18 protein-coding genes are annotated in these 19571 nt (G+C 73.9%); 10 read left to right on the top strand and 8 right to left on the bottom strand.

Annotation, left to right across the window (positions count from 1 at the left end):
• From C2142_RS33960 to C2142_RS33950, 3 genes are all read right to left on the bottom strand, one after another.
• Positions 1-1262, bottom strand: a 1262-nt coding sequence (locus C2142_RS33960; protein ID WP_241002936.1) for a condensation domain-containing protein, incomplete at its 3' end; no start/stop codon positions are given.
• A 61-nt stretch (positions 1263-1323) separates the two neighbouring features.
• Positions 1324-2409 (bottom strand): DUF6271 family protein, encoded by a 1086-nt coding sequence (locus tag C2142_RS33955; RefSeq protein WP_208693245.1) that lies wholly within the window; start codon positions 2407-2409, stop codon positions 1324-1326.
• 353 nt (positions 2410-2762) lie between these two features.
• Positions 2763-3215 carry a carboxymuconolactone decarboxylase family protein gene (locus C2142_RS33950; protein WP_174315799.1) on the bottom strand — a complete coding sequence of 151 codons (453 nt, stop codon included), beginning with the start codon at positions 3213-3215 and terminating at the stop codon, positions 2763-2765.
• Positions 3216-3307: 92 nt separating this feature from the next.
• Between C2142_RS33950 and C2142_RS33945 the strand changes: the two genes are divergently transcribed.
• Positions 3308-3685 carry a hypothetical protein gene (locus tag C2142_RS33945; RefSeq protein ID WP_148646628.1) on the top strand — a complete coding sequence of 126 codons (378 nt, stop codon included), beginning with the start codon at positions 3308-3310 and terminating at the stop codon, positions 3683-3685.
• Between the two features lie 87 nt (positions 3686-3772).
• Here the strand turns inward: C2142_RS33945 and C2142_RS33940 are convergent, their stop codons facing one another.
• Positions 3773-4933, bottom strand: coding sequence for a serine hydrolase domain-containing protein (locus C2142_RS33940; RefSeq protein ID WP_148646627.1), 1161 nt, complete (start codon positions 4931-4933; stop codon positions 3773-3775).
• Positions 4934-5163: 230 nt separating this feature from the next.
• Here C2142_RS33940 and C2142_RS33935 point away from each other — a divergent pair, with 230 nt between their 5' ends.
• On the top strand, positions 5164-6624 hold the full coding sequence (locus C2142_RS33935; RefSeq protein WP_148646626.1) for a serine/threonine-protein kinase: 1461 nt from the start codon (positions 5164-5166) through the stop codon (positions 6622-6624).
• Between the two features lie 150 nt (positions 6625-6774).
• On the opposite strand, the gene C2142_RS33930 is transcribed toward C2142_RS33935, so the two are convergent.
• Entirely contained in the window at positions 6775-7518 is a 744-nt protein-coding gene (locus tag C2142_RS33930) for a TetR/AcrR family transcriptional regulator C-terminal domain-containing protein (RefSeq protein ID WP_241002935.1), read from the bottom strand.
• Between the two features lie 133 nt (positions 7519-7651).
• Between C2142_RS33930 and C2142_RS33925 the strand changes: the two genes are divergently transcribed.
• The 6 genes from C2142_RS33925 to C2142_RS33900 all read left to right on the top strand — a co-directional run bounded on the left by C2142_RS33925 (position 7652) and on the right by C2142_RS33900 (position 14211).
• Positions 7652-8605, top strand: coding sequence for an ATP-binding cassette domain-containing protein (locus tag C2142_RS33925; protein WP_206671083.1), 954 nt, complete (start codon positions 7652-7654; stop codon positions 8603-8605).
• A gap of 53 nt (positions 8606-8658) precedes the next feature.
• A complete protein-coding gene (locus tag C2142_RS33920; RefSeq protein ID WP_241002934.1) occupies positions 8659-9444 on the top strand; it encodes an ABC transporter permease in 786 nt (261 codons plus the stop codon).
• 154 nt (positions 9445-9598) lie between these two features.
• Positions 9599-10585 carry an aldo/keto reductase gene (locus C2142_RS33915; protein WP_148646623.1) on the top strand — a complete coding sequence of 329 codons (987 nt, stop codon included), beginning with the start codon at positions 9599-9601 and terminating at the stop codon, positions 10583-10585.
• A gap of 78 nt (positions 10586-10663) precedes the next feature.
• Positions 10664-12907 carry a PE-PGRS family protein gene (locus C2142_RS33910; RefSeq protein ID WP_153882842.1) on the top strand — a complete coding sequence of 748 codons (2244 nt, stop codon included), beginning with the start codon at positions 10664-10666 and terminating at the stop codon, positions 12905-12907.
• 61 nt (positions 12908-12968) lie between these two features.
• Positions 12969-13571, top strand: coding sequence for a TetR/AcrR family transcriptional regulator (locus tag C2142_RS33905; protein WP_148646621.1), 603 nt, complete (start codon positions 12969-12971; stop codon positions 13569-13571).
• A gap of 97 nt (positions 13572-13668) precedes the next feature.
• Positions 13669-14211: a DUF4188 domain-containing protein gene (locus tag C2142_RS33900; RefSeq protein WP_148646620.1), complete on the top strand. Its 543-nt coding sequence runs from the start codon at positions 13669-13671 to the stop codon at positions 14209-14211.
• A 20-nt stretch (positions 14212-14231) separates the two neighbouring features.
• Here the strand turns inward: C2142_RS33900 and C2142_RS33895 are convergent, their stop codons facing one another.
• Positions 14232-15515 (bottom strand): SUKH-4 family immunity protein, encoded by a 1284-nt coding sequence (locus tag C2142_RS33895; protein WP_148646619.1) that lies wholly within the window; start codon positions 15513-15515, stop codon positions 14232-14234.
• Positions 15516-15785: 270 nt separating this feature from the next.
• Here C2142_RS33895 and C2142_RS33890 point away from each other — a divergent pair, with 270 nt between their 5' ends.
• Positions 15786-16436 (top strand): C39 family peptidase, encoded by a 651-nt coding sequence (locus C2142_RS33890; protein ID WP_241002933.1) that lies wholly within the window; start codon positions 15786-15788, stop codon positions 16434-16436.
• Between the two features lie 101 nt (positions 16437-16537).
• On the opposite strand, the gene C2142_RS33885 is transcribed toward C2142_RS33890, so the two are convergent.
• Together C2142_RS33885 and C2142_RS33880 are read right to left on the bottom strand one after the other, a co-directional pair.
• Entirely contained in the window at positions 16538-17395 is an 858-nt protein-coding gene (locus C2142_RS33885) for a hypothetical protein (protein WP_148646616.1), read from the bottom strand.
• A 388-nt stretch (positions 17396-17783) separates the two neighbouring features.
• Positions 17784-18638, bottom strand: a complete 855-nt coding sequence (locus tag C2142_RS33880) for a hypothetical protein (protein WP_148646615.1) — start codon at positions 18636-18638, stop codon at positions 17784-17786.
• 238 nt (positions 18639-18876) lie between these two features.
• Between C2142_RS33880 and rpe the strand changes: the two genes are divergently transcribed.
• Positions 18877-19560, top strand: coding sequence for a ribulose-phosphate 3-epimerase (gene rpe / locus C2142_RS33875; RefSeq protein ID WP_148646614.1), 684 nt, complete (start codon positions 18877-18879; stop codon positions 19558-19560).
• The last annotated feature ends 11 nt before the right edge of the window (positions 19561-19571 follow it).

Genomic DNA, 19571 nt, shown 5'->3' with positions numbered 1-19571 from the left:
TACAGGAGGGTGGTGGCGTCCTGGGGTGCGAGCCGGTGGTGATCGAAGATCAGTTGCAGGCCGAGTGCGGAGCCCGGCACCGCCACCAGCGTCACCGGAAAGTTGGTGCGTTCCTCCGTCTCGTTCTGACTTATCGTCAGACCGGCGAAAGCCTCCTGCGCCTCGGAGGGCGCCACCGGGTAGTTCTCGAAGACCACCAGACTCTCGAAGAGCGGGACGCCGGACCCCACGTCGGCCCAGCTCTGCACCCGGGCCAGCGGTGTGTGCTCGTGGCTGCGCAGATCCAGCAGCCCGGCCTGTAGACCGCGCAGCCAGTCGCCCGCCGGCAGGTGCGGCTGGACCTGGATCCGGACCGGAACCGTGTTGATGAACAGGCCGACCATGTCCTCGACCCCGGGCAGGTCGGCCGGACGGCCGGCCACGGTCATGCCGTGGAGCACGTCCTGCCCGCCGCTGTACCGGCTCAGCAGCAGCGCCCACGCGCCCTGGACGACCGTGTTCGGGGTGATCCCGTACCGCCGGGCCATCGTCTGCAGCTCCGCGGTCACCGACCGGGGAAGCCCGGTCCGGCGCACGCGGTGCTCCGGAGGTGTGTCGGCCTCGCCCGGGCCGCGGTCGAGCGGGAGGGGGGTCGGCTCGTGGAACCCCCTCAGCCCGGTCCGCCAGAAGTCCTCGGCCGCTGCCTCGTCCTGGCGCTCCAGCCAGCCGACGTACTCCTGGTAGGGGCGTGGCACGGGCAGCGCGGCCGGTCGGCCGTCCCGGGCGGCCGCGTAGCACGCCGCCACCTCCTGCAGCACCAGTGGCACCGACCAGCCGTCGAGCAGCAGGTGGTGGTGGGTCCACACGAACTGATGTGCCGCGTCGTCCAGCCGCAGCAGCGCGAACCGCACCAGCGGAGGACGGGCCGGGTCGAAGCCACGCGCCCGGTCCTCCCGCAGGAAGGCGTCCAGCCGGTCCTGCCGCTCCTCGGCCGGCACGTCCCGCCAGTCCTCCCGGGTCCACGGCACCTCGACGGCGCGGTGGACCGCCTGGACCGGCGCCTTCCCGTCCACCGCGTGGAACGACGTGCGCAGCGCGGTGTGCCGGGCCACGACCTCGTCCCAGGCGCGGCGGAAGGCCGCCGCGTCCAACGACCCCTCGATCAGGCAGGTGACCTGTTCCACGTACACGTCGTCCTCAGGCGTGTACAGGGCGTGGAACCACATGCCCTCCTGCATGGGCGCGAGCGGGTGGACACTTTCGATGGTCATGGCGTCGGACATGTCTCTCGTCTTCTCGGTCTCCGTCGTGCGGGATTCCCGGCCACCCGCCGGGGTGGGCTGATCAGGCATCGAACCGCCCCAGCAGCTCGCTCAGTTCGCGCGGGCCGGGGACGGAGCCGGAGTCGGCGCCCCGGTTGCCGTCCCCGGCGGCGGGCCGGCCGGCGATCAGCGCTCGCAGGGTGCCCAGGCAGTGTTCCGCGAGCCCGGCGATCGTCTCTTCGCGGTACAGGCGGTCGCTGTAGGTCCAGGTGAACCTCAGCTCCTCCCCCAGTACCAGGGCGTTGACCTCGATCAGGTGGGAGCGCGTGGCCCGCGCGTCCAGGCCGGGCCCGGGGTTCTCCGATGCCGGTTCCCACAGTCCGCCCGGCTGGAAGCTCTGGTCCAACTGCCCGAGGTAGTTGAAGCAGACCGCCGCCGCCGGCAGCTCGGCCAGCTCCGCGGCCAACGGATCGCCGGTGCGCAGGTGGCGCAGCAGGCCGTAGCCCAGCCCGTCCCCGGGGACCCGCCGGCGCTGCTCACGCACCTGGCGCAGGGCTCCGGCGACCGATGCTCCCGGGGCGATGTCCAGCAGGACCGGGTAGGCGCTGGTGAACCAACCGACCGTGCGGGAGAGGTCGAGCTGCGGGCCGAGGTCCTCGCGGCCGTGTCCCTCCAGCTCGACCAGCACCTGCCGTTCCCCCAGGGCGTCGGTCAGAGCCAGGCCGGTGGCCGTGAGCAGGAGCTCCTCGATCCGTGCCTGGTACGCCGACGGCGCTTCCTGGAGCAGCAGCTTGGTCTGCTCGGCCTCCAGTGCGACGGTGACCGAGCAGGCACTGGCGCGCGTGTTGACGGACTCGAGCGTCTCGTCGTCGTCCGGCAGCAGGTCGAGCAGCACGCCCGACTCCTCGCCCGCGCGGAGCGTCTCCAGCCAGTGCTCCGTCTGCGCGCCGATCTCCTCGGTCTGGGCGTGGTCGTGGAGGTGGCGGGCCCAGTCGCGGAACGACGTGGTCTTGGCCGGCAGGACGATCGGCTGCTCCGGGCTGCCGGACAGCGCCAGGTGGACCTCGACGCCGAACTGCTCGGCCGCGTACGCCGCCTCCTCTCCGACCGCCGAAATCGTGGCGGCACAGGCCCGGTTGGTGGGCAGGGCCAGACAGATTCTGCTCATGCCGGTTCTCCGTTCGGTCGTCGTCAGGACGTGCGTTCGCCGGCCCGGGGGCGTGCCGGAGGGGGCGGCCGGTGGACGGCCGCGCGGGCACGAGGGGCAACTTGTCTTCCGGACCGGCGGGTTGAGTCGGCCCCGGCGAGGGATCGCGGTCGCCGTCTCGCCCCGGTGGCCTCGCTTTCCCCTACGGTGGACTAGACCAACTTTGAGTGTCAACGACAACGGTGCCGAGTGCCGGAGGGGGCGGCCGGGCTTGCCCGATCGGGCAGTTGGGGCTTCCGGTCCGGGATCGGAGTCCGAACGGCGGAGGGCGGTGGCCGCCGGGTGCGGTCACCGCCCTCCCGGGGCCGGTCCGGTCACGCCGTGCCCGGCGTCTTGCGGGTGGAGACGTTCATCCGGTTCCAGGTGTTGACCGTGAAGATCAGCGCGATGAGCTGGGCCAGCTCCTTCTCCTCGAAGTGCTCCGCCGCCTGCGCGTACACCGCGTCCGGGACGCCCTGCGGCAGCACGGTCACGGCCTCGGTCAACGCGAGGGCCGCGCGCTCCTTGGCGGTGTAGAGGCTCGACTCCTCCCAGGCGGAGAGCTGGTGGACGCGGTCCTCGGTCTCGCCCGCCTTCCGGGCGTCGGTGGTGTGGTAGTCGAGGCAGTAGGCGCAGCGGTTGATCTGGGAGGCGCGGATCTGCACCAGTTCGACCAGGACCGGGTCCAGGCCCTCGCGGGCGGCGGCGTCCAGGGCGAGGACGGCGCGGAACACCTTGGGTGCGGTGACGGAGAAGTTCATGCGCTGCGGGATCTGAACGGTTGTCATGGGAACGAGCCTAGGCGCGTGGGTGGCCCGCTGATTGGTGCACTTGTGGGGTTGTTTCGTGGGTCAATTGCCGAGCGGGGAGGGGGCGGAGCATGCTGGTCCGGGCCGGCTCGTGGACAGTGGGACCGGAGCGCTGGAAGGGACCGCGGGAGGCGATCGTGGTGGAGAGGGAACTCTGCGACACCAGTCGGCATCTGATCGTCCGGACCGAGCCGGAGGACGGCGCGGTGGCGACGGTGACGTGGGGGGCTGTGCTGAGGTTCGCCCTCTGGGGTTTCGGGTTCATGGCCGTGCTGTCGGGGATCCTCTTCGCCTTCGTCGGCGTCGTGCAGGGTTCGGCGGTGCCGGGTATCACGGCCGGGTTGCTGGTGGCGTGCGCGGTGTACTTCGCCGTGGCCGGACACCGGTTGGGGTGTGCGGCGAAGAAGGCGCTGGTGACGGTGTTCGGCTGGTGGGAGTACGTGTTCTGAGTGACGCGGCACGGCCGGCACCGCCCGACAGGTCTCGGGGGTGCCGGGCGTGACCGATCGGGCGGCGAGAGCGGGGCGGGTCGGTGCTCAGGCGCCGAGGCAGGTGCGGACGGCGTCGACCAGGTGGTTGGCGCGGGCGTCGCCGTGGCCGATCATGCGGTTGGCGACGTACGCGAAGCCGATGCCGAACTCGTCGTCACCGAAGGCGAACTGGCCGCCGGCGCCATCGTTGCCGAAGCTGCGGGCGCCGAGCATCGGGCGGAAGGCCGGCGACTCCAGCAGCACGCCCGAGCCCCAGCGGGCACCCATGTCGAAGCCCAGGAACCCTGCGCCGGAGGAGACTTCGCGCACGACGTCGGTCACGATGGCGGGGGAGAGGAGTCGCTCGCGCCCTCCGTCCCGACCGCCCTCGATGCCGGTGACGGCGGCGGCGTACAGCCCGGCCAGGCCGCTCGCGGAGGCGACGGCGCCCGCGCCGGGCAGCTCGATCGCGTGCAGCTCGGGGTCGTTCCAGCCGTGCGGCACGTCCAGGCCGGGGAAGACCAGCGCGCCGTTCATCGTCACGATCCGGGTGAGCAGGTGCTCCGGGCCGGGCATCGGACGACGGCCCTCGGCCTCCACCAGCCGTGCCAGGCGGTGGAGTTCGGCGGCGGGCAGGCCGATCCAGGCGTCCAGGCCGAGCGGGTCGCCGATCTCCTGCCGGAAGAACGCCCCCGGGGTGAGCCCGGTGATCCGGCGGATCACCTCGCCGACCAGGAAGCCGAGCACATGGCCGTGGTACTCGTAGGTGGTCCCGGGCTCCCAGAGCGGCTTCTGCTCCTCGATCGCCCGGACGACCGGCGCCCAGGCGGCGATCTCCTCGAAGCCCAGTACGGCGTCCAGGGCCGGGATGCCGGCGCGGTGGCCGAGCACCATCCGGCAGGTGACGTCCTCCTTGCCGTGCTGCGCGAACTCGGGCCAGTACCGGCTCACCGGGGCGTCGAGGTCGAGGCGGCCCTGCTGGGCGAGGAGGTGGGCACAGACGGCGACGAGGCCCTTGGCGCACGAGAACACGGGGACGACGGTGCCGGCCTCCCACGGCCGCCCGGTGCGTTCGTCCGCGACGCCGCCCCACAGCTCGACCACCTTCCGGCCGCCGGCGAAGACCGTGACGGCGGAGCCGAGTTCGGGGAAGTCCGCATAGTTGCGCGCGAACGCGTCGGCGACCGCGCCGAAGCCCTCGTCGGCGTGGCCCTGGTACTGCTGCATGGTGTCCGTCCTGTTCATCCGGGTGCGAGGCCGGCCGTCGGGAACGCGCCCGGTCGTCGGCGTACGCGCAACTCGCCGGGTACGCGCCCGGTCTCGGTGTGTGGTCGCCGGTACGCCGCCGGCGTCCAAGATCGTCGGCTGGGCCACCGTACGGGCTGACGGGCCCCGAGCGGAAACGATTTGACGACGTGCCGCCAACGCCGCGGTGCCGTGCCGCTAGGGTGAGCCACGTGACAGGGGTGAACGGGGCACTGATCGGGGGCCGGTACCAGCTCCAGGAGCTGATCGGTCAGGGCGGCATGGGACGGGTCTGGCGCGGGTTGGACACCACCCTGGGCCGCGACGTCGCGGTGAAGGAGGTCCTGCTCCCCCAGGGCGTCACGGAGGCCGAACGCGAGCAGCTCGTCCAGCGCGTCCTGCGCGAGGCCCGGGCCGCGGCGCGGCTGAACCACCCCGGGATCATCACCGTGCACGACGTCGTCGAGCACGAGGGTGCGCCGGTCATCGTGATGGAGTACGTCAGCGGGCTCTCGCTGGCCGCCGCCATCGCCCGCGACGGTGCGCTGCCGGCGGCGCGGGTCGCCGAGATCGGCGTGGCGATGGTCAAGGCGCTCCAGCAGGCCCACGCGGCGGGCATCGTCCATCGCGATCTCAAGCCGGACAACGTCCTGTTGATGGGTGACCGGGTGATCCTCACCGACTTCGGCATCGCCCACATGGCCGACGCCACCACCGCCCTCACCCGCACCGGCGCGGTCATCGGCACGCCCGCCTACATGGCCCCCGAACAGCTGGAGGGGAAGCCCGCGGCGCCCGCCAACGACCTGTGGTCGCTCGGGGCGACGCTGTACGCGGCGGTCGAGGGCGAGATGCCGTTCAGCGGGGACACCTTCGGCGCGCTGTGCGTGGCCGTCGTGACGAAGGAGCCGCGCCGGCCGGTCAGGGCGGGCGCGCTGACGCCGCTGCTGGGCGCGCTGCTGGCCAAGGACCCGGCGCAACGACCCTCGGCGGAGCAGACGTTGGCGGCTCTGGAGGCGGTGGCGCGGGCGGCCGTGCCGGTCGCGCCGGTCGGGCCGGTCGCGACGCCGACGGCTCCCGATGTGGCGGGGGGCGGTGGGTGGTACGGGCCGCCGCAGCCGTTGACGGCCCCGCAGCCGCCGCCCGGAGCGCCCCAGCCGGGGTCCGCCGGGGCGTGGCTGCCACCGCAGGCCGGGCAGGCCGCCCCGACGCCGCCGCTCCTCCCGCCCGCGTCCTCCGGGACCTCTGCATCCTCCGGGGCCACTGCGCCCTCCGCGCCGGCGGCCCCGAGCGCGGCCGGGGCGATCCTGGTGCGGTTCATCGGCTGCATGGGGCTGATCTGGGCGATCGGTAGCGCCCTGCCGTGGAACTACCTGGGCACCATCCCCGACAGGTTCGTCCCCCACGCCCTCCTCGTGACCGCCGTGCTCTCCCTCGTGCACGCCGTGCCCCGGCCCCGCTGGCATCCGGCCGTGGTCTGGGCGGTCACCGTGACGGCGGACCTGGGCCTGTTCTTCGTGACCAAGGCCGTCGTCGCGCAGTGGCTGGGCACGGGCCAGTTGGGCTTCGGCGAGGAGCCGGGGCAGATGGCGCTCAACATGCTGCTCCTGGGCACGGGCGTCTGGCTCCTCTGGCTGCTGGTCCCGGGCAGCCGGCGTCCCGCCCGCCCGTAGCCCCGGCGTACGGCCCTACGGAGCTCCGGCGGACGGCCGCCTCGGTGGACAGCCGTCCGTAGCCCGTAGCCCGTCACCGTAGTCCGGCCTGCGGCCCCCACCCCCGCCCCGGCCTGTGACCTGCGGCCGTTCCGGCGTGGGACTGCTCGGTCAGCCGCGCTCCACGGGGGTCAGTGCGGCCGTGATCACCCGGTGCAGTGACCGGTCGAACGCCGTGTCCGGGTCGGCCGGCGGGCCCGCGGTGGCGAAGGCCGCCGACAGGTGGGGGTACTCGCCGCTCATGGCGGCCCTGGTGAGGTAACCGACCAGCTCGGCCTGCCACTTGGCACCCGCCGCGCCGGTCCGCTCGTACTGGGCGTACTGGCAGACGAAGCCGTTGAACAGGGCCATCGCTTCCATGCGCGTGCCGCCGTCGAGGCCGCTCGGTTCGGTGACGGCGAGGAAGTGGTCGGTGTAGCGCAGGGCGTTCGGGCCGATGCCGGGGCGGGCGATCAGCAGGGCGGGCAGCCAGGGGTGGCGCCGCATGAGGGCGAGTTGCGCGTGGCCGAGCCGGAGCAGGTCCGCGCGGCAGTCACCGGCCGGGGCGAGGTCGTCGTAGTCGTACTCGTCGGCGACTGCGTCGAGCATCAGGTCCAGCAGGTGCTCCTTCTTCGGCACGTAGTTGTAGAGCGACATCGTCCCCGCTCCGAGTGCCGCCGCGACCCGGCGCATGGAGACCGCGTCCAGCCCCTCGGCGTCCGCGATCGCGATGGCCGCGGCGGCGATGGAGGCCCGGCTGTGGGCGGGTTTGGGGCCGCGGCCGGTGCGTTCGGGGCGCAGCCAGATCAGTTCGGGGGCCTCGGGCGGTTCGGGGGGCGCCGGCGGAGAGTCGGCGGGGGGCTTGCTGGACGGCACGGAAGATCACCTCGGTTACCCATCTTAGATACGTACGGCGTACGTAGTACGATGCGTGGGCGCGCGCTTCTACGTACGCTGTACCTAGCTGAAGGGCAGAGCCATGTCGAAGACCAGTCGGCCGGCCGTCGAGATGACGGGCGTGGCGAAACGATTCGGAGCCCGCTCCGGAGCCACCGAGGCCCTGCGCGGCCTCGACCTCACCGTCCCCGCCGGCACGGTCTGCGGCCTGCTCGGCCCCAACGGCGCCGGCAAGACGACCGCCGTCCGCGTCCTCGCCACCCTGGTCGCCCCCGACCGCGGCACGGCCCGCGTCGCCGGCTACGACGTGGTGCGGGAGGCCGAGGCGGTCCGGCGCAGCGTCGGGCTGGCCGGGCAGCACGCGGCCGTGGACGAAGGCATCACCGGCCGCGAGAACCTGGACCTGCTCGGCCGGCTGCACCACCTCGGCGCCCGGGCCGCCCGGGCCCGCGCCGGCGAGCTGCTCGAACGCTTCGGCCTCGCCGAGGCCGGCGGCCGCCTCGTCCGCACCTACTCCGGCGGCATGCGCCGCCGCCTCGACCTCGTCGCCAGCCTGGTCACCAGCCCGCCGGTGCTCTTCCTGGACGAGCCGACCACCGGCCTCGACCCACGCAGCCGGCAGGAGATCTGGTCCACCGTCAAGGAGCTGGCCGAGGGCGGCACCACCGTGCTGCTCACCACCCAGTACCTGGAGGAGGCCGACCGGCTCGCCGACGACATCGTGGTGATCGACCACGGCGCCGCCATCGCGACCGGCCCGCCATGGCGGCTCAAGGCCGCGATCGGCACCCGGATCGAGGTAACCCTCGCCGAGGTCGGTCAACTCGGCCGTGCCGCAGTGGTACTGGCCGCACTGGCGGAGAGCGGGGACGTCGTGGTCGACCACGACCAGCGGACCGTCGCCGTTGTGACCCGGCCCGGGGTGGAGGTGCTGCTGCCGCGCCTGGTCCGGGAGTTGGACGCGGCGGGGGTGGTCGCCCAGGACGTCGGCCTGCGGCCGCCGTCGCTGGACGACGTCTTTCTCGCGCTCACCGCCGACTCCAACTCCCTGGGGAGGGCCGCCTGATGGCCGTGTCCGCTGCTCCGCCCGTGCACCCCGTGCCGGGTCGGATGATCTCCGTGCCGGGCCGACTGGTCTCCGACACCTGGTCCTCGATGCTCCGGATCCTGCTCAACTACCGCCACTCGCCCGGTCTGCTGGCCGCCTCGCTGGGTGTGCCGGTGATCATGGTGGTGGTCTTCGGGTACGTCTTCGGCAGCGCCATGCAGGTGCCGGGCGGCGGGAACTACCGCGAGTTCCTGATGCCCGGGCTGTTCGCCATGGTGGCCGTCAACGGCGTCATGCCCACCATGGTCGGCGCCGCCCGCGACGTCGGGCGCGGGGTCACCGACCGGCTCCGCTCGATGCCGGTCTCGCGCACCGGCCTGCTGCTCGGCCAGACCCTCGCCGACTTCCTGGTCAGCATCGTGGTGCTGGCGCTGCTGGCCGTCGTCGGCCTGGCGGCCGGCTGGCGGATCCGGGGCGGAACCGCGGACGCCGCAGAGGCGTTCGGCCTGTTGCTGCTGCTCCGCTTCGTGATGACCTGGGTCGGCACCTTCCTCGGGCTGGCCGTCGGCAAGGAGGAGGCGGCCGGCCAACTCGCGGTCGCGGTCTTCCCGTTGGCGATGGTCACCAACGCGTACGTGCCCACCGGGGGCATGCCCGGCTGGCTCAGGGTGGTCGCGGACTGGAACCCGGTCAGCGCCGCGGTGCAGGCCTGCCGTGAACTGTTCGGCAACCCGTCGGCGCCCGGCGGGGCCTGGCCGATGCAGCACGCCGTGCCCGCGACACTGCTCTGGTGCGCGGCGCTGCTGGCGGTGTGCGGACCGCTCGCCGTGCGGAAGTTCGCCACGCACGGTCGGTGAGGCGCCGCCTCCGGGTGCCTTCGCGCCGACTTCCGGCGTGCTCCCGGCGCATTCCCGCCGCGCGACGGCCGTTTCGGGCGATCTTCGGTCCGGCTTCGGCCCGCTCTGCGGAATGTGCTGGACAGCGGCGCCGGTGCGGCCGATGGTGGGCGGCATGGAGTTCACCCACCTCGGCCGCACCGGCCTGACCGTCTCCCGCCTCTGCCTGGGCACCATGAACTTCGGCCCGCACACCGAGGAGTCGGACGCCCACCTGATCATGGACACCGCCCACGAGCGGGGCATCAACTTCTTCGACACCGCCAACGCCTACGGCCGCGACAACGAGGGCAACCTGAAGGGCCGCACCGAGGAGATCATCGGCAGATGGTTCGCCCGGGGCGGCGGCCGCCGCGAGCGGACGGTGCTCGCCACCAAGGCCTACGCCCCGATGGGCGACTGGCCCAACGAGGGCCGCCTCTCCGCCCTCGCCATCCGCCGCGCGGTCGAGGACAGCCTGCGCCGGCTCAACACCGACCACATCGACCTCTACCAGATGCACCACATCGACCGGGACACGCCCTGGGAGGAGATCTGGCAGGCGATGGAGGTCCTGGTCACCCAGGGCAAGATCATCTACGTCGGCTCCAGCAACTTCGCCGGCTGGCACCTCGCCCAGGCCCAGGAGGCCGCCCGCGCCCGCCACTTCCTCGGCCTGGTCAGCGAGCAGTCCCTCTACAACCTGCTCGACCGCACCATCGAGCTGGAGGTCGTCCCCGCCCTCCAGCACTACGGCCTCGGCCTGCTCCCCTGGAGCCCGCTCCGCAGCGGCCTCCTCGGTGGCGTCCTGCGCAAGGAACGCGAGGGCACCGCCGTCCGCGGCGCCATGGGCCACGCCTCCGAGATCCTCGCCGCCAACCGCGACCGCCTCCAGGCCTACGAGGACCTCGCCGCCGAACTCGGCACCGACCCCGCCGACCTCGCCCTCGCCTGGCTGCTCAGCCGCCCGGCCGTCACGGCCCCGATCATCGGCCCGCGCACCCCCGCCCACCTCGAAGCGGCGGTGGGCGCGCTCGACCTCAAACTCGCCCAGAAGACGCTCGACCGGCTGGACGAACTCTTCCCCGGCCACAAGCCGGCCCCGGAGGACTACGCCTGGTAGCCGCGCCTCTGTCGGGGGCCGGGGCCCGGACGGCCTCCGCCCCCGACCTGCGGACATCCGTGCGCGATGATGATCGGCATGACGGGTGGACGCAGTGAGCTGGACGACGTACTGGACCGGGCCGGGCTGGAGCGGGTCGGGAGCCGAGGGGTCCCGGGGGCGCGGCCGGTCGCGGCGGCCTGGCGCGCGGTCCGCGCCGGGGCCGACCACCCCGCGGTCGTCGTGCCGGCCGACCACCCGGACCTCGCCGCCGAACTCAACCGGCAGTGGCACCGTCTCGCCGTCGAGCACGGGGTGTTCGAGCGTGGGGTGTTCGAGCGAGGCGGGCCGTCCGACGGCGTGGGCGAGTCGTCCGGTCATGGTGCGTCGTCCGGTGACGAGAGCGGGTCGTCCGGTGTGGGCGGACCGCCCGACGACGGGTCGTCCGACGACGGGTCGTCCGGCGTGGGCGGGCCGTTCGACGGTGAGGGGCCGTCCGGTGAAGCCGGCGCGTTCCTGATCGACGTCCCCGACATCCCCGGCGCGGGCTGCCGGTGCCACCGCGGATGGTCCCGGGTCCGGCTCTCCGACCGGTGGGACCTCGCCGGGGCGCTCGGCCGGCAGTCGGGCGGGCCGGAGTTCGTCACCACCTCCCTCGACGGGGAGCGCGTGCTCGGGTGCGCCACCGAGGCCGGCGCGGTCCGGCTGGTGGTCGTCCGCGCGCTCAGCGCGTGGCTGGAGGCGTCGGCCCGGGCCCGCGCCGCCGCGGACGGGGGCGGGGACCGGAGCGGGGACGCGGGCGGGGACCGGAGCGGGGACGCGGGCCGCCGGGCTGTGTGGGAGCCGGTGCTGGCGCGAACCACCACCTCGCCACAGCTGCGTGACAAGTGGCGCGACGGCCTGGCCGGCAACCGCGCAGCGCCCGCGGACGTCCTGATCCGGCTCCTCCACGGCGCCCCGGACGAGCGGGTGCCCTTCGGGCTGCACTACCGGCAGCTGCCCGACGACGTCGTGGACGCGTGGATCGCCCACCCCCGTCCGCGCGTCCGCAGGCTCCTCGCCGAGCGGACGAGCCTCACGCCCGCGCAGCGCGAGCGGCTCTTCCGGGAGGCGGACGCCCGGCTCCGCTGGATCCTGCTGGTCGGGCTGGTCGACGCCGGGCTGGAGTTGACCGACGCCACCTACGACCTCTTGGCGGCCGACGCGAGCGACCAGATCCGGTCCGAGCTGGCGCTCCACCGCGACCTTCCCACACGGCACCTGATCGCGTTCGCCGCCGACCAGGACGCGTCCGTCCGCCGGAGGGTGACGCCGCGCGCCTGGCCGCACCTGGACGACGCCACCCGGGCGGCCCTCCTCGCGGACCCGGACGCCCCGGTGCGCGCTACGGCACGGCTGCGCCACCACGAGGCCGTTCCGCTCGCCGCCGCCGACTTCGACGCGCTGCCCGACAGCTCCGACCGCGGACGGGCCGCCGAGCGCTGCGCCCTCACCCGCGAGCTGGCCGAAGCGCTGGCCCACGGCCCGGATGTGGGCCTGCGCCGCGCCGTCGCCCGGAACGCGGGCCTGGACGCGGACCTGGTGGCCGTCCTCGGGCAGGACCCCGACGATTCCGTCCGCTGGCGGGTCTCCCTGCGGCCCGAACTCCCGGAGGAGCAGCGCGCCGGTATCCGGTTCGACAAGGACCCGGCCGTCCGCATCCCCGTGCTCGACTGGGTCCGGGAGCAGCAGGACGACCCCGCGGCGATGCGCCGCCTCGCCGCCTCCCGCCACTTCCTGGTGCGCCGCAGCGTCGCCTGTGCGAAGAACCTGCCCCAGGACGTGGCCGACCTCCTCGCCCGCGACGAGGACCACGCCGTCCGGCTGCTCCTGGCGGAGAGCTGCGCCCAGGCCCCGGCCGAGCTGCTGTCGGAGATGTGGCGGACCTGGGACGGCTACTCCGCCGCCCGCATGCCCGAACACCCCAACTTCCCCCGCGAGCACACCCTCCGCCACGCCGACCACCCGCACCCCCGGATGCGCGAACTCGCCCTGGACGACCCGGACTCGACCGAGGAGCTGGTCGAACGCCTCAGCCGCGACCCCGCGTACGGCGTCCGCTGGCGCGCCCTGCGGGACCCGCGTCTCTCCGTGGCGTCCGTGATCCGGCTGCTGGACGACCCGCACGACGGCATCCGCAGCACGGCCGCCGGCGATTCGCGCCTCCCGGCCCACGTCCTCGCCGGTCTCCTGGACGACCCGGCGACGGCCGACTCCGCCGCCGGGAACAGGGCGCTGCCGGCGGAGGTGATGCGCCACCTCCTGGAGCTCCGGCCACCTGCCCCGGCTGCGGTCTCGGCCTGATCGCGCGCGGTGGGGCGTTGCCGGGAGCTTCCGGGCGCTGACCTGTGGTAGCACTGCTGACATGACGGAGAGGCCTGCCCGGCGTGGCAGTTATCACCATGGGGCGCTGCCGGAGGCGCTGGTGGCGGCGGCGTTCGAGGTGTTGGACGAGCAGGGGCTGGGCGCGGTCAGCATGCGGGAGGTGGCGCGCCGGGCGGGGGTTTCGGCGGGGGCGCCGTTCCGCCACTTCGCCGACCGGCAGGCGTTGTTGACGGAGTTGGCGGACCAGGTGCTGGCGGACTTCGAGCGGTGGCAGCGGGCGGAGATCGAGGGGAGCGAGGGGTCGGCGCTGCGGGCGATCGGGCTGGGCTTCGTCCGGTACGCGATCCGGCATCCGCACCGGTTCGAGCTGGTCCGGGCACGGGTGTTCACGCCGTCGCGGCAGCCGGAGTTGCAGCGGCGGCTGTCCGGGATCGACGAGGCGTTCACCGGTTTCATCGTCGCGGACCAGGAGGCCGGCCGGCTGCGCCCGGGTGATCCGGCGCTCGTGGGGCTGGCCGGGCAGGCCCTGGTGTACGGGCTCTCACAGATGATCATCGACGGCTGCCTGCCGCCGGAGCGGGCGGAGGAGCTGGCCGCGCAGGTGCTGGACACGTTCGGCCAGGGAGTGGCCAATCCCCGCTGACCGCACGGGATTTGGGTCCTGCGCGAAGCCTTGACCGGGTTGTCGCCCGCTGATGTAATCACCGCTTACATGGGACCAGGGGCAGCAGGAGGCAGACGTGTTCGCCAAACCGACTCCGGGATACACCACCGCGGCCGCCACGGGAGACACGGTGGTGCTGCTGATAGGAATGCGCATCAACCGCTTCTGGGCCGTCCACCACTGGGGGCCCGTGATGATGGCGATGTTCCGGATGCTGTCCGAGCTCGCCAAGGCCCCCGAACGCGGACTGCGCGGCCGCGTCATGCTGACGGCCTCGCCACGCACGTACTACATCGTCCAGTACTGGGAGTCGAAGGAGAAGCTGTACGCGTACGCCGCCGCGCCGGACGCGTTCCACCACAAGGCGTGGGGCATGGTCAACCGCAAGGTGCGGGGCGGGAAGGCCCGGCAGCACGTGGGGCTCTGGCACGAGACGTACGTCGTGCCCGAGGGGTCCTACGAGTCGATCTACTTCGACATGCCCCCGTTCGGGCTGGTGGCGGCCACCGGCTCGCTGCCGTTGGACCGCCGCGGGCGCCGGGCGGCGGACCGGTTCGCCTTCCGGTCGAAGGGGGAGGGCGTTCCGGAGGCCGCCGCGGCAGAGGAGAAGGCCCGGTAGGGCGAGCCCCGTAGGGCGGCTCAGTGGAGCAGGCCGCCCATGGAGTGGTCGTCGGCGAGGAGCTGCCAGGAGTGGTCGGGGGTGGCGAACGCGCCCGGGTCGAGGGCGGCGAGCACACCCTCGACGACACCGCTCAGCAGCGCCTGCGGATCGAAGAGCGCCCACGCCTCGCCGGCGGCCCCGTGCTCCCAGCGCCGCCACTCGGCGCGCATCCGCCCGCACGTCCAGAGGGTGTAGAGGAGCGCGGAGACGTCCTGGTTGAGGTAGGCCTCGGGTATGCCGGGGTCGTTCCAGGCGGGCAGCTCCAACCGGCCGGTGGCGCCGTCGAGGGCGATCTCCAGGTCGTGCGGCCAGGCGGCGAGGGCGATGTGGTGGCGCTGGTGGTCGCGCTCCCACTCGTCGCTGTCGCTGTCGCCGTCGCTGTCGGGGTCGTTCTCGGGGTCTCCGCCCGGGGTGTGCTCGTCGCCGGTGCCGGTGCCCGGCGCGAAGTACTCGGGCGCGAAGTACTCGGGGTACGCCTCCACCATCGTGACCAGTGGCCCGTCGTCGGCCACGCCCAGCAGGGCGCCGCCGAGCGGCAGGCCGACGTCGGTGAGCAGCCGGCGGGTCGGCCCGTGGGTGAGCCCGCCGGGCAGCTCCTCCGGGCGGAAGCGGCGGACCTGCCCGTTCCCGGTGACGGCGGCGAGGTCCTCGGCCAGCTCCGGCCCGAACTCGTATGCGAGCCTCGCCGGCCCGCCGGGGAGCGCACCCCAGGCGAGTGAGCGCACCAGCAGGGCGGTCTCCCAGTGCGGGGGAGCGGCGCGGTGGTGCGCGAACAGCTCCGGGTCCATCGCGCGCAGCCGCTCGCGCACGACCCTGACCACCTCCGCGACGATCGCCGGCCCGCGCTCGCCGCCGAGCGCCTCGGGCTCCTCCGCCGCCAGGGCCGCCACGTCGACCTCGCGCATCAGCTCGACCAGGGCGGACAGGCCGGAGGCGAGCAGGTCGCGGCGGAGCTCCCCGCGGCGGCGGCCGATGAGGAAGACCTGACCGGTCACCCCGTCCAGCACCACCGCGTCGCCCTCGTGGGACCGGGGGGCGGCGTAGGCGGTCTCGCCGAGGACGAAGAGGTGCTGCCCGGTGCCCCCGTCCTTGGCGAAGGGCTCCAGGGGCGAGAAGTCCAGGGCCGAGAAGTCGAGGAAGGCCGCGGCCTCGGGCAGGCCCTCCTGCATCAGGAACTCCCGGCTCGGCAGGTGCGAGAGGCGCTCCGGGAGCTGCTGGGGCTCCAGTTGCAGGCGCCCGTCCCAGTCCTGCTCGATGCCCATGACCCGCCCCCACCTCGTTGTTCCATGATCCCAATGATCGGGATGACCCTAGCGGGCACTACTGACAGCCCTCGGCGGCGGGGCGGCATCGGAGCGCGAGCGGGGGCGGCGTGGGCGTGCGCGTCGGTGGCGGAGTCGGTAGGCGGAGTCGGTGGCGGCGTTGCTGGGGGCGTCGTTCGGGGCGTCGTCGGGGTTGGCCTTGCGGGGCCGGGGTGAGTGTCGCGGGGCGGCATCGCCCGCCCGGCGTGAGAGCGTCGGGGGATGGGGACGGTGGAGCAAGGAAGCGGCGGCGACCCGGCCGTGGTGCACGAGGTGCCGTACTACGCGCAGTGGGAGTCGGCGGGCCTGGTACGAGAGATCGTGGCCGGCGCGGTGAGCGCGGCGGACGATCCGCGCTGGGGCGAGTCGGGGGCGGCCACGCCCGAGGAGTACGAGTACTGGTCGTGGCGACTGTGCGGGGTGGCCTGCCTGCGGATGGCGCTGGACCACTGGTGGGGGGTGGCGCCGACAGCGGTGCAGCTGGCGGAGGAGTGCCTGGCGGCCGGCGCGTACGAGCGGGACGGCGAGCGGCTGCGCGGCCTGATCCACACACCGTTCGCCGCCTACGTCCACCAGCGGTGGGGACTGACCGCGCAGGCGAGGGAGTTGACGCCGGCGGAGGTGGCCGCGGAGGTGGCCGAAGGGCGGCTGGTCATGCTGTCCGTCCACCCCGCGATCCGGCACCCGGACGGGCCCGACCCCCAGCGGCGCGGTGGCCACCTGGTCCTGGCGGTGGGCACCACGGCGACGGCGCTGGTGATCCACAACCCGTCCGGCTTCGCGGGCGAGTCGCAGGCGTACGCGCACGTGCCGTGGCAGCGGTTCGAGCGGTTCTACGCGGGGCGGGGCATCGTGCTCGGCCCGCCCGGGGTGGACGGATGACCCCGGGCGGGCGAACTGCGGCGGACTCGGGCGGACTCTGCTGAACTCGGGCGGCCTCGGGCGGCCTTGGGCGGGCGGACCCGGTCGGGTGGAGCCGGCCGTCAGGCCGTCGCCGCCGGCAGTCCGATCGGGTTGATCGGCGGCAGCGCGGTGCGACAGAGCGCCGAGATCGGCTTGAGCGCGGCGGCGATCCGGTCGAGTTCGGCGCGCGGGTGGTTCTCCCAGACCCGGGTGGCGGCGAGGTCGGTCGCGGCCTCCAGGGACTGGTGGCGGATCCGGCCGCACTCCGTGATGGTGCCGCGCTCGGTCAGCCAGCCGCGTTCCACCAGGCGGGCGGTGGCGGCGTCCCACTGCCCGTCGGTCCAGCCGCGCAGCGGCTGCATCATGTCCCGGCGCACGTCCAGGGCGCAGCGGACCACCAGCGCCTCGCAGCCGTCCAGCCCGGCCGCGACCAGTGCGGCGACGTGCCCGTCGCCCCGGTGTTCGCGCATCACGGTGGCGGCCTGCCAGAGCCTCCCGTACAGGCCGGCCGGGCGCGGAAGGGCGGCGTTGGCGGCGGCCAGCACCCGGCCCGCGCAGTCCAGGCGGGTGACGGCCTGCTCCAGCAGGTCGGCGACCAGCTCGACCTGCTCCGGCTCGACGTGCTCCAGCAGCCGCGCGAGCGCCGCCGAGGCGCCCTCGACCCGGGCGGCCAGTGCGACGTCCGGGTCGGCCAGCTTCCAGACGTCCGGCAGGGCGCGCTCCACCATGGAGGGCGCGAAGCTGAAGAAGCCGGCGATCACCGGCGGCGCGTCGACCGGGCCCAGCGGCGCCGCGCGGCCCGCGAAGTAGCCGCGCCAGGTGCCGCGCAGACCGGCGGCCTCGAAGGCGGCGCGGCCCTCGGGCGAGAAGTAGGTGACGGCGTGCACCGGCTCGAAGAGCCACCACAGGGCGCGGGCGGGATGGACCAGTTCGGTCAACGGAAGACCTTCCTCGGACGAGCGCGGAGCGCGGCGAGCGCGTGGTGCCGACTGCTCACGGCTCACAGCTTGGCGGGGCGCTTGTTGCTTGGTGAGGTGCGGGAACGAGGTGCGGGAACGAGGTGCGGGAACGAGGTGCGGGAACGAGGTGCGGGAACGAGGTGCGGGAACGGTGCTGCACAGGGCTGATGACCACGGCGGCGGTCACGATAACCCTGCACGGGGTGTGATGAGGGTCACGGGGAGGTCTCGCTGTTCGGCGCCGGCCGCTACGGTCCCCGCCGTTCTCCGCCGGTCCCCGTCAAATCCCGTCGGTCTTCGTCGGTCTCCGCCGGTTCCCGCGAGACGACGGGGCGAGGTGCCCGCTCCCGGCAGCCGGGTGGGCGGGTTACCGGTGCACCGGCGGCATCGCGAGCGGGTTGATCGGCATCTGCTCGCGGCAGATCGCCGCGATCGGCTTCAAGGCGGCGGTCAGGCGGTCGAGTTCGCCGTGCGGCAGGCCCTCCCACGCCCGGCCGGCGGCCAGGTCGGTGGCGGCTTCGACGGCCCGGTGCCGGATCCGGCCGAGCTCCGTGACCGCCCCCTCCGCCGTCAGCCAGCCCCGCTCGACCAGCCGCGCCGCAGCGGCCTCCCACTCCTCGTCCGTCCACCCGCGCAGCGGCTGGAGCACCTCGCGGCCGGCGTCCAGCGCGCAGTGGAGCACCGGCGCCTCGCAGCCGTCCAGCCCCGCCGCGACCAGCGCGGCCACATGGCCGTCCCCGCGGTGCTCGCGCAGCACGGTCGCGGCCTGCCACAGCCGCCCGTACACGTCCGCGGGCCGGGGGAGTGCGGCGTTGGCGGCGGCCAGCACCCGGCCGGCGCAGTCCAGCCGGGCCACCGCCTCCTCCAGCGCGGTCGCCGCGGATTCGACCTGCTCGGGCTTCACCGGTGCCAGCAGCCGGGTCAGCGCCGCCGCCGAGCCCTCGGTCCGGGCGGCCAGAGCCTGCTGGGGGCTCGCGTGCGTCCACACCGCGGGCAGCGCCCGCTCCACCATCGCCGGGGAAAAGCTGAAGAACGAGGCGATCACGGGCGGTGCGTCCACCGCGCCCAGCGGAGCCGAGCGGCCCGCGAAGTAGCCGCGCCAGCTGCCGTCCAGCCCGGCCGCCTCGAAGGCCGCACGGCTCTCGGGCTGGAGGAAGGTGACGGCGTACACCGGCTCGAAGAGCCGCCACAGCGCCCGGGCGGGGTGGACGGGATCGGACATCGGGAGGCCTTCCTCGGTGGATCGTGCCGACTGGACGGCGACCGCCCGGGGTGCCGGGGGCCGCTCAGGTGTTCTTGACCGCGGTGGTGGTCCCGGTAACTCCGGCCGGGGTGTGATGACGGTCACGCGGTGGCCGCGGGGTGCGGTCGCCGGTCGCGCGGCACGAGATGATGGGACGAGCGTGCCCGTCGTCCGGGCACCCCAGCCCTCGCAAGCCCTCGCACGAAGGTAGTCGGCCATGTCCCAGATCAGCCCCAGCATCCTGTCCGCGGACTTCGCCCGCCTCGCCGACGAGGCCGAGGCCGTGAGGGGCTCGGACTGGCTGCACGTCGACGTGATGGACAACCACTTCGTCCCCAACCTGACGCTGGGCGTCCCGATCGTCGAGTCGCTGGCCCGCGCCACCGACATCCCGCTCGACTGCCACCTGATGATCGAGGACCCGGATCGCTGGGCCCCCCAGTACGTCGAGGCCGGCGCCGGTTCCGTCACCTTCCACGTGGAGGCCGCCGCCGCGCCCGTCCGGCTCGCCCGTGAGATCCGGGCGAAGGGCGCCCGCGCGTCCATGGCTCTCAAGCCCGGCACGCCGATCGAGCCGTACGAGGACCTGCTGCCCGAGCTGGACATGCTGCTGATCATGACGGTCGAGCCGGGCTTCGGCGGGCAGGCGTTCCTCGACATCATGCTGCCGAAGATCCGCCGCACCCGGGAGCTGATCGACAAGCACGGCCTGGAGCTGTGGCTGCAGGTCGACGGCGGTGTCGCGGCGAGCACCATCGAGCGCTGCGCCGAGGCGGGCGCGGACGTCTTCGTGGCCGGTTCGGCGGTGTACGGGGCGGAGAACCCGGCCGAGGCCGTCGCCAAGCTGCGCTCGCTCGCGGACGCCGCGACGGCGGACGCCTGGTGGGCCTGCCGGCACTGACCCGCGGTGCC

This window comes from Streptomyces sp. CB01881 (genome assembly GCF_002953255.1).
Classification (GTDB): Bacteria; Actinomycetota; Actinomycetes; order Streptomycetales; family Streptomycetaceae; genus Kitasatospora.
Note: the sequence above shows the minus strand (reverse complement) of the source record. Positions and strands in the feature narration are given on the sequence as shown.

Coding starts and splice junctions, on each gene's coding strand:
- C2142_RS33955 (WP_208693245.1), bottom strand. CDS start 2,409: ATGAGCAGAATCTGTCTGGCCCTGCCCACCAACCGGGCCTGTGCCGCC.
- C2142_RS33950 (WP_174315799.1), bottom strand. CDS start 3,215: ATGACAACCGTTCAGATCCCGCAGCGCATGAACTTCTCCGTCACCGCA.
- C2142_RS33945 (WP_148646628.1), top strand. CDS start 3,308: ATGCTGGTCCGGGCCGGCTCGTGGACAGTGGGACCGGAGCGCTGGAAG.
- C2142_RS33940 (WP_148646627.1), bottom strand. CDS start 4,933: ATGCAGCAGTACCAGGGCCACGCCGACGAGGGCTTCGGCGCGGTCGCC.
- C2142_RS33925 (WP_206671083.1), top strand. CDS start 7,652: ATGACGGGCGTGGCGAAACGATTCGGAGCCCGCTCCGGAGCCACCGAG.
- C2142_RS33915 (WP_148646623.1), top strand. CDS start 9,599: ATGGAGTTCACCCACCTCGGCCGCACCGGCCTGACCGTCTCCCGCCTC.
- C2142_RS33910 (WP_153882842.1), top strand. CDS start 10,664: ATGACGGGTGGACGCAGTGAGCTGGACGACGTACTGGACCGGGCCGGG.
- C2142_RS33905 (WP_148646621.1), top strand. CDS start 12,969: ATGACGGAGAGGCCTGCCCGGCGTGGCAGTTATCACCATGGGGCGCTG.
- C2142_RS33895 (WP_148646619.1), bottom strand. CDS start 15,515: ATGGGCATCGAGCAGGACTGGGACGGGCGCCTGCAACTGGAGCCCCAG.
- C2142_RS33880 (WP_148646615.1), bottom strand. CDS start 18,638: ATGTCCGATCCCGTCCACCCCGCCCGGGCGCTGTGGCGGCTCTTCGAG.
- rpe (WP_148646614.1), top strand. CDS start 18,877: ATGTCCCAGATCAGCCCCAGCATCCTGTCCGCGGACTTCGCCCGCCTC.